A 13,416-nucleotide genomic window follows, 5' to 3' on the forward strand; every position below is an offset into this window, starting at 1 on the left:
TGTTTGCATTAGCGCAGCTGGTAGCTAAACGACAACATCACTTGGTGCGCGTTATAGTTATGGTTCAGGCTACCTAAGGTGGTCAGTCCTGGAACTGTATTGACATCAATTTGCGCATAATCGGTGTCGTAATAGCGCTCATACTGGTAAGCCAGCTTTAACGCCATCTCTTCGCTTAATGCGTAGTTCGCATGTAGTTTGAGACTATGGTTGAAAGAGGTGTAATCCCCCTGTGGCGTGGTAACGTCATAGGTGACCAGCGTGTTGCTGGCAGAGTTAGCAAATAAGTAGTCGCCGCCTAGGCTGAGCCTGTCTTCAAGCAGCCCGCTATAGTTGAAACCAGCCCCCAGATTAATAAACTCATCTTCGATATCGGCGAACCAATCAGGGCTTGAGAACCCCTGACTGCCAGCTTGTGCAGCGTCGATCCACTGCTGACCAGCAAAGGCATAGCCAGATAGGTGTGCATTCAGCTGCAGCCCAAGATTGATGTCATAACCGTAGTCTTCAGATTCGGTCAGACCCAGTTGAGTCTCGTTATAATCATCTTTGGCATAGCGGGCGGTCATATCCACACTGAGCCACGACGTTGGGGTGTGATTAAACATGGCTTTGAAGGCAGTGCGCTTTCTATCAGCCAGGTAATATTTGCGAAGCAAAGGATTCGTTTCTGATGACGTCAGTTCGCTAGTTTGATATTCGCTGCCTCCACGGTTATCGAGGCTGGCCTTAAACTTAAGCTTGATGTCATCCAATGCACGGACATTGAGCTTGGCCCATAGGGCGTCATCATTGGTCTGTTCACGGTCACCATAACTGCGCTCCATCTCTTTGCGGTCATAGCCAGCCTGTAAGCGATAGTCACTGCTTAGGCGGTAACTGGCATTAAGCTTGAGGCCGCGGCGTTCGGTGTCTAAAGGGATATTCTGTTTAAATGCCCCCGAGATCCCGTTAACTTCATATTGAGCGAATTCCCATACCGATCCCTTATTGTCACGCTTGCTGTAATCGACACTGCCGCCGAGTCTGAGCGTGTTGCTTAGCAGCGAAGTGACAGACAGCTTGCCGTCTAAGGTATCGACTTCTCCGTCCCAGTTTTGCAGTGGATTACCCGACATTTGAATCAAATTATCATCTTGGGTCATCTTGCCCGATGCCAAGCGACCACTCATAACGGTGCGGTTTAATTGATATTGGCCAGACAAGCTAATTTGATGGGCCTGATTGTCAGGAGCAGGTGCAAAAACGTCATACAGATAAGGAAGACTTAACGCGTCAACATCGTTTTTATACTGGCTCACGAAATAGTTCAGGTTGGTAGTCCAACTATCGCCAGACAATGACAAACCCGCGGTGAGGTTATCTGTGTTGGCATCGACTGGCAGGCCAAAATTAACTGGACGCGGAGTGACAATACTGCTGCCCTGGTAACCGGTTTTATTCTCGTGCTCATAACGCACATAAGCCTGATAAAAGTCTTGGCCATAGCTCAAACCCAAGCCAGCTTTGTTCCTCTGCAACGAGAGATCCTGAATTTGAGTATGTTCACTCGGTGTCAGTACGCCGTCTTTGTACCATAACTGACTGCGTGCATCGCCAGACTGATAACGGGTTAGCTGTTGATAATCGGCAACCAGTTTATAGTGGCCTGACTTTCCCGCTTCAAGATGAGCAAAGCCGTTATCCAAACCTAATTGATGTGCCTGAAACTTGGCTTTATAGCCTGCAGTATTTCGATAATGTAAATCGGCATCCACACTGCCATTAGCCCCGTCATTGTCGGTACCGAACGCATTACCGGAGTGAATGTCATCACTGTCAATATACGCGGCATTGACCCCGATGGTGCCGATATAACCAGCAACTTGAGGGCAACGCTTACACTGAAATACTTGTTGGTTAACGGTACTGGTATTGGCCTTGTTCACGCCAAAGTCAGCCGCCATTGCAGAGCCCGTTATCGCGCCAGATATAGCGAGAAGTGATAACGTGATGAGGTTAAATTTGAATCTCATTTGAGTTACTCCTAATTAGCGCTGCAGCTTGCTGCCGGCTGGGTGATTGGAGCCATGGATCTGGCTATGGCAATTGAGGCAACTCTTACCGCCGCCAAACGCATCACTTCCGCTTTGTTGTACAACACGGCTTGCATGACCATCATCCATATGACATTGCTGACACAGTTGTGGTGCTCTTTGAGTGAGCATGGCTTCGTTAACGCTGCCATGGGGGTTATGACAGTTGGCACAATTTTCTGTCACTGGCGCATGCTCCCATAAAACAGGACCACGTTTTTCGCCATGACAGCTATAACAAGTATCATTCACCGTGGCGTGATTCAGCGCACTTTCACTCATAGAACCGTGTGGGTTATGACAATCGATACAGGTCATTTGATCCCACTTCATCGGGTGAGATGAGCGCTTATTCATGTCAGATTTTTGCTGCGTGTGGCAAGAGGTACAGGTGTCATTAACCGTAAGCTTGTCCATAACCGGATCTTTGTCGGTGTGGATATTATGACAATCGCTGCAGGCCACCTCGTCTAAATTGTGGCTGCTGCTATGCCATGCCATCTGCTTAGGATCGTTATGGCAACCTAGGCAGACACTGTTCTGACTTTGAGCGGAAAGCTTGCTCTCTTTGCCAAAGGCGATCATCGGCTCCTTACCGCCTTTGTTATGCGCACCTAACGGGCCATGACAGGCTTCGCATTGCAGACCCGCCATAGGCGAACCCTGTTGGCTCGGGCTACCGTGCACGCTATCGAATATCGCCATGACCTTGTCATTTTTCTTATGACACATCAGGCAAGAGTCGGCACCTTTGTTAGAGTAATTACCTTGAGCAAATTTCTCCGTCAGTTGCTGTTCTAGTTGTTCACCAGTGAGTTGATTCCAGGGGGCCGCCTGAACTGAGAGAGATAAGCACGCGAAAGCGAATATCCCACAAAGTAACGTAGTGATAATACATTTGTTCATCATCTTGGCCTTACAGTTAATTATTTTATGATTTGTTAATGTTTGTGTTAATTAGTTTGCATTTAAAGTGTAATTTGAATTAACAAAAATACGAACTATTACTTTGGAGGTATTATTAGATCTGTGACTTTTAATTTAAAAATGATTCATTCGGGATCAAGATCTTTATTTAGCGCCATCAATTGCATGTGTTTTTCAATATTGAAAATCGCAAAAACAAAATCGCAATCTAATGATTTAAAAGGAATTAGCTCACAAAGACCTACTAAAAAACATGTTTTTAAATTTGTTAAATATATAAATAAGAATGATTTAAACATAATATAACTTATGAACTTACATCGCCTTTATTCATAACTATTTTTATTAACCCCACAGCCATTAATAACTATTCACAACCTCGTTAATAACTTTAAATATCTTTTCATATTAATTCATAACTTAATTGGCAAACAAACTTACAATCATTATAAATAAATGGTTTCACAACTAACGAATGCCTAATAAAAGACAAAAACAAAAAAGCGACCTTCAGGTCGCTTTTTTGTTTTACATTGATTTATATTTGCTAGGCCGTCAGAGGGAAAATATTCTGGCTGGAGTTATTAATGCCCACTTCATCTGAATACCATAAAGACTAAGAAAATGGTTACTTTTGCGTTAGCAGTAGGCGCTGGCACAGTTTGACAAAATCTGACGATGTCACAATTCCTAGTACCTTATTGTGTTCATCAACCACAGGTAAACAACCCAGTTTATTGTCGATAAAATATTGCACTACAACCGTCAGCGGCTCGTCCAAACCTAGCTTCTGCACTTGGGTATCCATAACCTCGGCAATGGGCGTAAAGCGCTCCTTTCTATCTAACGCCCCTTGGCCATATTTATTGAGCATGGTTAATACAACAGCGATCATCTTTTTATGGGTTAGCATCCCAATGAATTGCCCTGTTGTTTCCGAAATCACCGGCAAATGGCGCACATTGCGAGTTTGCATCAATTGATGAGCATCTTTAAGGCTAGCTTCATTGCTAATGCAAAAAGGATTCGGGGTCATGATATCGCGCACTTCCATGGTATTACTCCTTTTACCGATTTATGCTTAAAGACTAGCCAAATCAAAAATAAATAGCCAGCAATCATGTTAATCGCCGTAGAGGTAAACTAACGTTTAAGGGTCATACGCCCAAACACACTGGCGTCGATAAAGCCTCTGTTTTTGTCACCGTTAACCGGGGTGATCTCATGAGAACCCATAAAATGCTCCCTTACTGGGCTGCCATCATTATCGCAATAGGCAAGCATAAAACCGATCACTTTATTGGGTGCGAGCAGTAATGGCTTATCTTGCTGACCTTCCTTAAAATCATTAGGATACAGCTTAATCGCCACCTCCCAAATCACGTTGTAAGGCGCCTCGCTACTGCGCTGCCAACGACTTTTTAAATGCGACGTATACAAGTGAGCTTGTTTATCTGGGCCATAATCAGCCGCCTGATTGTCTAGGCCAATATGGTACGCAAATGCACTGTGATTAAACTGATGATCGCCGCCTGAGGCATCGCTATCAATAAACACCTCTAAGGTGTCATCATCCCAATAATTCACCGTTGGGTCGACATGGGTATCAAGCAACACATCGTCGGTAATTTCAGCATGCAGATACAAATAGTGCTCATCCCACAGCAGCTTATATTTACCGCTAAAATCACTCGCAGAATCTGGCAACACCCCATCCATTAAATACGGCATAGTCTGCCATTTAGCTTGCTGCCATGCTGCGTCGGCAATCCCATCAATCTTGATAGGCGTTGCAGTATATTCAACATCCATAGCAAACAGTGTCTGGCTACTAAACAGTAATCCCAAAGCGAGTAACGAATATTTCATAAAGCTCATTTCTAGTCGGTTTTATATAGACTCGCTTAATCTGACAGCGAAAACAATCATAAATGTGACCAGCGATTAAACGCTCTGCATCTGAAATAAATCGGCCCAACAATCTGGTCAAAACCCCGCAGGCTAGCGGGTACTTTAAAAGTTTACTCTGACACCACTCTGACACCACTTATAAAATGGCCACAAAAAAAAGCCCTAATCTTTGCAAGATCAGGGCTGATTTATTGAGTGACTACATAAACTCAGAGCCGGTATTAACGCTAAAAATTAACCTGCTTTAGCTTGAATTCGATAAGCATGTAGCAAAGGCTCTGTGTAACCAGATGGCTGAGATTTGCCTTTAAAAATCAGATCGCATGCCGCTTTAAAGGCAATGCCGTCAAAGTTAGGCGCCATATTAGTGTACAACGGATCACCGGCATTTTGAGTATCCACCACAGCGGCCATTTTTTTCAACGCCGCCATCAATTGCGCTTCACTGCATAGGTCATGTTCAAGCCAATTAGCTAAATATTGCGATGAAATTCGTAAGGTTGCTCTGTCTTCCATCAAGCCGACATTATTAATATCAGGCACTTTTGAACAACCCACACCTTGATCAATCCAGCGCACAACATACCCTAAAATACCCTGGGCATTATTTTCTAGTTCAAAAGTAATTTGCTCATTGGTGAGTGTTACCCCTTCAGCAAGTAAAGGAATGGTCAACAAACTGTCAATGCTAGCACGTGGGCGTTGTTTAATTTTTTGCTGAACGTCTGCCACATTAATTTGGTGATAATGAGTCGAATGCAGCACGGCACCATTTGGCGACGGCACCCATGCTGTATTTGCGCCCGCTTTAGGATGAGCCGATTTTTGTTCAAGCATTGCTGCCATTTCATCAGGCATTGGCCACATGCCTTTACCGATTTGAGCGCGACCTTGTAAGCCACATTCAAGCCCAATATCGACATTCCAATCTTCGTAAGCACTAATCCATTTTTGCTGTTTCATCACCGATTTAGGCACAAACGGGCCCGCGAGCATTGAGGTATGCAGCTCATCACCTGTGCGATCAAGAAAGCCAGTATTAATAAACACCACGCGCTCTTTCGCAGCCCTAATGCACTCTTTTAAATTCAGTGTCGTTCTGCGCTCTTCATCCATAATGCCGACCTTAATCGTATTACGCGGCAGCTTGAGCGCATCTTCTATCTTAGTAAACAGGTCACAGGTAAATTGCACTTCTTCAGGGCCATGCATTTTAGGTTTTACAATATTCACCGAACCTTTGCGGCTATTACTACGACCATTATTGTTACCTTTAAGGTCGTGCATCGCAGCAAGCACAGTTATCATGCCATCCAGTATCCCTTCAGGTACTTCGTTGCCATTTTTATCCAGCACAGCATCAATGGTCATCAAGTGACCCACATTACGCACAAATAACAAACTTCTGCCGGGTAAAGTGATTGTTTTTACATCTGCATTCTGGTTGGTACTCTGATTGACATTAGCTGCGGTATAGACGCGATCGTCATTGAGCTCTCTAACGATCTCTTTGCCATTTTTAGTCAGTGAAGCAGATAAATTACCTTGCATCAAACCTAACCAATTACGATAAATTTCAACCTTGTCTTCTGCATCCACTGCGGCGACAGAGTCCTCACAGTCCATAATGGTGGTAACAGCGGCTTCAACCAGTAAGTCTTTAACGCCAGCGCGATCGCTGCCACCAATAACACTGCTTGGATCTATTTGAATTTCGATATGCAGACCATTGTTAACTAACAAAATAGCACTTGGTGCATCAGCACTACCCTGGTAACCCACACATTTATCGGTTTGGGCTAAGGTTGTGGTAGAGCCGTCAGTTAATTGCACCCGTAACACACCCGCGTCGAGATAATAACGGGTCACATCGGCATGGCTGCCTTGCGCTAAGGGCGAAGCTGTATCTAAGTGTTGTTTGGCAAAAGCGATAACTTTGTTGCCTCGTACCGGGTTGTATTGTTTGGTGAGCTCCGCGCCACCCTCTTCAGATATCGCGTCAGTACCATATAGCGCATCATACAGGCTGCCCCAACGAGCATTGGCAGCGTTAAGCGCAAAGCGAGCATTTTTAACCGGCACCACAAGTTGTGGTCCCGCTTGCGCAGCAATTTCATGGTCGACATTTTCAGTGCTAATTTGAAAAGCCTCACCCTCAGGCACCAGGTAACCTATTTCAAATAGAAAAGCTTTATATTTTGCAGGGTCAAAATCTTTGGTGGGATGGTCAATATGCCATTGATCAATTTGCTGTTGTAGTTGTTGTCTTTTTTCTAACAGCTTCACATTAACGGGAGAAAATTCGCTAATAATGTCCTCAAATTTTGCCCAAAAGGTTGCTGAATCAATGCCAGTACCTGGGCAAATGTCACTGTCGACCAATTGCCACAATGCTTGCGCTATGTGTAATCCACCTACTTGAATACGTGCTGTCATTTTATATCCCTACCTTAATTTCTGTGCGTTGACTGTAAACTCAGTACTAAATCATATGCCTTAAATCATTGGCCCTAAATCATTAGCCATAAATCACTAGTCATAACTCATTAGCCATAAATAACTCGCGCAAACTCATTCCACTGTTAACAGCTTACTGTTCATACGCAGTAATACTTTACTCTATATCAAAGCTATCTTATTTATCCAATTTATACTTACTATCACCACTATTCACCAAAGATATGGCAAAATGGTGTTTTTTGGTTAATTTACAACATATACGTAACTAAAAATCACAATAACAGTAAGATTAAACATCACCTCTATTTATATCTTCTGCGGTTTTAGTGATAAGTTGTCGCATCCATTGATGCGCGGGATTATGTTGAAGCAAAGGGCTCCAAGCCATAGTCAAGGCGATGGGTTGAATAATAAAAGGCGGCGGAACAATGCTCACCCGTTCATTATTGATGTGATGACGTGCCATCTTACTTGGTATGGTTGCGATCAAATCTTGTTGCTCAGCCAACAAACAGGCGGTTTGATAATGGCGTGTAAAAACGGTGATCTGGCGTTTCACACCAATTCGCGTTAATGCTTCATCTACCCAGCCCAAACGCTGAACATCATCTGGGTTCATCCCTACCCCAACACCCATCCCTGTTTTACTCACCCACACATGCTTAGCTTTTAAATAACTGTCTAAAGAAAACTTCTTTAAAACAGGATTACCCTTACTAATCAGGCAGCTAAAATCATCACTCCACAATATTTTTTGATGAAATGATTGCGGAATACTGTCAAAACGGTTGATCACCATATCGACTCTTCCTTGTTCTACATCAGGGAAACTGACATCACTTGGGGTCATGATATCTAAAATAATGTTGGGTGCTTGAGTACGAAGCTTAGCAATGAGCGGCGGAATTAATGTCGCTTCAGCATAATCACTTGCCATAACACGGAAGACTTTATCACTTTCCAGTGGATCAAAATTGGCGCGCGGTTGTACGGCTTTTTCCAGCCCAATAATCAGCTCACTGATAATGGGTTGTAATTCATTTGCACGTTCGGTCGGCGTCATGCCCTGGCTCGTGCGAATAAGTAAGGGATCATCAAACAAGTTTCGTAAGCGTTTTAGGCCGTTACTCATTGCAGGCTGGCTGATCCCAAGCTGGTCTGCCGCTTTAGTAACATTTCTTTCACGTAGTAAAACATCTAAATAAACAAGGAGGTTCAAGTCGATACGAGATACATTCATATGGTGAATACCGAAGATAGTAAGTATAAATTAGGTTTATTTAACCAAGTCTAGCTATTATTTTCAACGTAATCAATTGCCGCTAATCTATTTGTTAAGGAATAAACACATGACTCACTACAAAAATAATATCGATGAAGCTGCCACCTTGATTAATTCGGAAGGTAGTGCATGGAATGCCATCAACCCAGAGTCTGTCGCTCGTATGCGTCTACAAAATCGTTTTAAGACTGGGTTAGACATCGCAAAGTACACTGCCAAGATCATGCGTGAAGACATGGACAACTACGACAAGGACTCATCGCAGTACACTCAGTCTTTAGGTTGCTGGCATGGTTTTATCGCCCAACAAAAAATGATTTCGATTAAAAAACACCTTTTAACCACCAAGCGTCGTTACTTATATCTTTCAGGTTGGATGGTAGCTGCACTGCGTAGTGAGTTTGGTCCATTACCTGACCAATCTATGCATGAAAAAACCTCTGTTGCTGCGTTGATTAAAGAGTTATACACCTTCCTACGTCAAGCTGATGCTCGTGAACTAGGTGGTCTTTTCCGCGAATTAGATAGTGCCAAAGAGTCAGATAAAGCCGCGATTCAACACAAAATTGAAAACTTCGAAACCCACGTTGTACCTATTATTGCCGACATTGATGCCGGTTTTGGTAACGAAGAAGCCACTTACTTGATGGCAAAACAGATGATTGAAGCCGGTGCTTGTTGTATTCAATTAGAAAACCAAGTGTCAGACGTAAAACAGTGTGGCCACCAAGACGGTAAAGTCACCGTGCCACATGTTGAATTTTTAGCAAAAATTAATGCGGTTCGTTATGCATTTTTAGAACTCGGTATCGATGACGGCGTAATTGTTGCGCGTACCGATTCATTAGGTGCAGGCTTAACTCAAAAAATTGCTGTCACTAAAGAAGCTGGCGACTTAGGCGATTTATACAATAGCTTCCTTGAAGTTGAAGCCGTTGATGCTGCAAAACTTGAAAATGGTGATGTGGTATTCCAGCAAGGTGGCAAACTGGTCAAACCGGCTCGTCTACCAAATGGCTTATTTAAGTTCCGTGCTGGTACGGGTGAAGAACGTTGTGTACTTGATTGTATTACTTCATTGCAAAATGGCGCTGATTTATTGTGGATTGAAACTGAAAAGCCTCATGTATCTCAAATCGGTGCCATGGTTAACGAAATCCGTAAAGTTGTTCCTAATGCCAAGCTTGTGTATAACAACTCGCCATCGTTTAACTGGACGCTTAACTTCCGTCAGCAAGTATTTGATGCGATGCAAAAAGCAGGACAAGACGTTTCAGCTTACGACCGCCCTCAATTAATGAGTGTTGATTACGATGGCACTGAGCTTGCTATCCAAGCTGATGAAAAAATTCGTACTTTCCAATCTGACTCGGCCCGTGAAGCAGGTATTTTCCATCACCTTATTACACTACCGACTTACCATACTGCAGCATTATCTACCGATAACTTGGCTAAAGAATACTTCGGTGACCAAGGTATGTTGGGTTATGTTGCCAATGTTCAACGTAAGGAAATCCGTCAAGGTATCGCCTGTGTTAAACATCAAAACATGGCTGGTTCAGATATGGGTGATGCACATAAAGAGTACTTCTCTGGTGACCAAGCGCTTAAAGCGTCTGGTAAAGACAACACAATGAACCAGTTCTAAGACCGCTTTTACAGTCTGATTTTATAACTGCTTTTATAAACAGATTTATAGACTGATTTTGTAAACGGCTTGTGTAGAAAGTGACTTACCCAAATAGTGACTAGCTTAAGCGATGTTTTTGAAGTGAACATGACTAACAGCGAAAACTAAACCCAAAAGGCCTGCTTAAAATAAGCAGGCCTTTTTATGTGTCACACTTAGGGTTTGCGGTGACGAAAACGTTAATACTTGAGCTCGTGTTAACATTTTTATTAATTAACCGACCTTGTTCATTGCAACAAACCACATGAAAGAATCATTTTGCTCTATCTAACCCTATTGTTGTAATCTTCATTTGGTCTTCTCCCATTTTGATTGTTTGTAACCACTTCAATCAAGGCACATCGTTGCCGTAGTGGGAGGAGACCATTACATCAGGTTAATTATTGTTTTTCTGAAGAGTTGCTATTTTTTGAGTTAGTACTCTTAGTGTCTGGCGATGAACTATTCGTATTTGTTGGGATGATTTTGTTTTTTGACTGCTCGGTGCTGTTAGAAGTTGATGCTGTACCTTTTAGATCGCTATTTTTATCTATCAATTTAGCTTTATTCTGTTCTGAGCTCACTCCTGTACTTTTTGTCATTACATCTAAATAGCTTAAATTGTTATTACATTTGTTTATCAAGTCAGTGATGTCTGTTAACTCTTTCCCTTTTACGTAGAATAAACGTTTTGCCAATTCGCCAATCTCCCTTTCCATAAAGGCTCGACCTTCGGCAGAGTAATCGTCAAATACTTCGGGCTTTTTCTTATCTAGATACTTTTTTATGACACCTTCTGTAGGAAGAGAACCAAGAATTAAAGCCAGGATTACAAAACCCTCATTTTGACTAATATATGAATTGTCTGGTTTACTTCTAGAAAGCAGTAAACCAAGTAATATCCAAGCAGCATCAGCTATTTCAAGATGGTTGTTATCCTGTTTACTATCCTTTTTCTGAAAAGAAGTGATACGCATAAGATCTTTATAGAAGTGCTCAAACAATGGCATAGCACGTAATTCCATCAAGCCTATACCAAAGTTTTTTGCACCTAGACTACTAATAATCGCTAATATATTAAAAAACACTTCGTCGTTACTGACTATATTGAACAAATCTTTTTGTGTTGCTTGGTCTTGAAAATATCGTGAGGCAAAAGCTTTATCTAAAGCTTCAGCGTTATCAGGCGGCCCTAATACAGAGCGATAAACAGAATCTGCAAAAGCCTCTTCAATCGTTTCTATCAGTATTTCAAGCTTTTCTTCAAGCGTCTTTTGAAGTTGCTCTGCTATGTCTTCAGTTTTTTTTGTTTGCTTTATTATTGACGTAAAAGCATTATTTAGCGTCAGCGTATTATTTACTCTGCTCACTTCCTTGGTATGTAGCAATACCGCGGCACAAGCTCTTTTAGTATTAGTAATAGAGCGAGTTAATTTTGAGTTTAACTCTGAAATACGGTCGACATCTTTTTTCCAAAGGTTAACGTGCTCTCGTATAGAATCATTCTCTTGAATTTTTTTTGCGACACCGGCGATACGAATAGCAACCAATGCACCGGCAAAACCTAACGCCCATCCACCAAGTGCGTCAAACAGACCGGTACTCTCTTGGGTTAAATAAGGCTGTAGGAGCGATGTGGGTAACAGTTGCCACTTTATCGTCAACCAGAAAAAAGTAAAGGTAACAGCACCAAAAAATAGTGTTAGATATATCAATTCACCAACAGGATTAAACAGCGCCCGCTTGAACATATGAAAGGTATCTTTTTTGCGAATGCTCGTCATTATATTCCACCTTTGCCTGTCGAACTTTCACTTTGATCTAGAATAGCCTCAATAGCTTGTTTTTGTTCTTCAGTTATCCCTTGCATCTTATCTTTAAGTGAATCGACCCAACGGGTTGCTTCTCTTTTTTGTTTGTGGTTAGCAATTATCTCTTTGAGTTTTTTCTCGCTTTCATTGGGATCACTTAACATCAAAGAAAATAATTTTTTATAGCTGTCTTCGGTAAATTGTAAAATGAAAGACATAATTCTCTGGACTTGGCTTTTGTGTAAAACACCATCTTGTACAGGAATATCAATAGAAATTCTCAGCTCTCCGTCATCAGGATCGAGTGACATCGATAAAAATTTGTATTCAAATTGAAACCATGCAACTGCTGAGGCAATTAAACTGTATTGGGTTTTATCTAAATCAAATTTGTACAAAAAGGGGGTCATAAAGCGCAATATCCCCTTCTCTGAATAATCCAGCACAACGATTAAGCTAGAATCACCATCACTGTCTAAGTAATGTTCTGTGCTAAAACTTAAGACAAACCGTTGTTTATCTTCTTGGGCATGGTATTTATAATCCTTATCAGCAAAATATTGTTTAAGTACATGCTCTATCGACGGCTTTTCAACTTGTTCTGTTTGAGTGTTTTCTATTGAAGGAACATCATAATTTTCAACAGCTTGGTACGCTTCACCCACAATCTTCATTAATAGAGCATCAGCTGTTTCAGTAATGTTTTCAAATTGTGGTGTAAAATCTTCAATATTGGTCTTGGTTGCATCGTAAACCACGGCAAAACCATCAGAATCAATAATAATAACCAAGCCTGACTCTTCATCATTCGTTTGAATTTTATTTTTATTTTGAACGCGTAAAAGTTTCTCAGCTAATTCAGATAGTGCATTATCGTTATATAAGTTAAAAAATAAGTGGGCTTTACTTTCATCACCAAATAAAGAAATTGACAGTGGGAGCTGTTTTTCATCAGCTTGGCGAGAGATGGTGAAGGGGGATTCTGAGGTAGCAGACCAATCATCATGTTGTTCTGCGATATGAGCTAGAAGATCAGAGTAAGCTTGTTTTAAATTCATAAGTGAATCCTTTAATAATAAAGTTATGTCATTAATGACAACAAAATGGTGTATGCCTTTGAGAAATACTACATGAATAATAAGTATTTCATTTTATTAAAAAAAATAACACTACTAATTTAAAATATATAATTATCCCCGTTATTTACAAAGTTTATCGCCGGATAGCAGGCAGGTACTGCTAAACCCCCTAGTTCGTGATAGCATCAATTATGATTAACAT

9 protein-coding genes are annotated in these 13,416 nt (G+C 41.7%); 1 reads left to right on the forward strand and 8 read right to left on the reverse strand.

The window, feature by feature from the left end:
- Window positions 1-8: 8 nt before the first annotated feature.
- From H5125_RS14410 to H5125_RS14435, 6 genes are all read right to left on the reverse strand, one after another.
- Entirely contained in the window at window positions 9-2,015 is a 2,007-nt protein-coding gene (locus H5125_RS14410) for an MtrB/PioB family decaheme-associated outer membrane protein (RefSeq protein ID WP_101086022.1), read from the reverse strand.
- Window positions 2,016-2,030: 15 nt separating this feature from the next.
- Window positions 2,031-2,984, reverse strand: coding sequence for a DmsE family decaheme c-type cytochrome (locus tag H5125_RS14415; RefSeq protein WP_101086023.1), 954 nt, complete (start codon window positions 2,982-2,984; stop codon window positions 2,031-2,033).
- 646 nt (window positions 2,985-3,630) lie between these two features.
- Window positions 3,631-4,056, reverse strand: coding sequence for an HPP family protein (locus H5125_RS14420; RefSeq protein ID WP_011638578.1), 426 nt, complete (start codon window positions 4,054-4,056; stop codon window positions 3,631-3,633).
- A gap of 89 nt (window positions 4,057-4,145) precedes the next feature.
- Window positions 4,146-4,871 (reverse strand): CBM9 family sugar-binding protein, encoded by a 726-nt coding sequence (locus H5125_RS14425; protein ID WP_101086024.1) that lies wholly within the window; start codon window positions 4,869-4,871, stop codon window positions 4,146-4,148.
- 276 nt (window positions 4,872-5,147) lie between these two features.
- Window positions 5,148-7,349 carry a malate synthase G gene (locus tag H5125_RS14430; protein ID WP_182744572.1) on the reverse strand — a complete coding sequence of 734 codons (2,202 nt, stop codon included), beginning with the start codon at window positions 7,347-7,349 and terminating at the stop codon, window positions 5,148-5,150.
- Between the two features lie 313 nt (window positions 7,350-7,662).
- A complete protein-coding gene (locus tag H5125_RS14435) occupies window positions 7,663-8,613 on the reverse strand; it encodes a LysR family transcriptional regulator (RefSeq protein ID WP_182744573.1) in 951 nt (316 codons plus the stop codon).
- A 109-nt stretch (window positions 8,614-8,722) separates the two neighbouring features.
- Between H5125_RS14435 and H5125_RS14440 the strand changes: the two genes are divergently transcribed.
- Window positions 8,723-10,303, forward strand: a complete 1,581-nt coding sequence (locus H5125_RS14440; protein WP_182744574.1) for an isocitrate lyase — start codon at window positions 8,723-8,725, stop codon at window positions 10,301-10,303.
- 422 nt (window positions 10,304-10,725) lie between these two features.
- Here H5125_RS14440 and H5125_RS14445 read toward each other — a convergent pair whose 3' ends face one another.
- On the reverse strand, window positions 10,726-12,108 hold the full coding sequence (locus tag H5125_RS14445; RefSeq protein ID WP_182744575.1) for a hypothetical protein: 1,383 nt from the start codon (window positions 12,106-12,108) through the stop codon (window positions 10,726-10,728).
- Complete coding sequence (locus H5125_RS14450) at window positions 12,108-13,193, reverse strand: hypothetical protein (RefSeq protein WP_182744576.1); 1,086 nt, start codon at window positions 13,191-13,193, stop codon at window positions 12,108-12,110. The genes H5125_RS14445 and H5125_RS14450 overlap by 1 nt, the downstream gene beginning before the upstream one ends.
- Between the last annotated feature and the right edge of the window lie 223 nt (window positions 13,194-13,416).

This window comes from Shewanella sp. SR44-4, assembly GCF_014163715.1.
Taxonomy (GTDB): Bacteria; Pseudomonadota; Gammaproteobacteria; order Enterobacterales; family Shewanellaceae; genus Shewanella.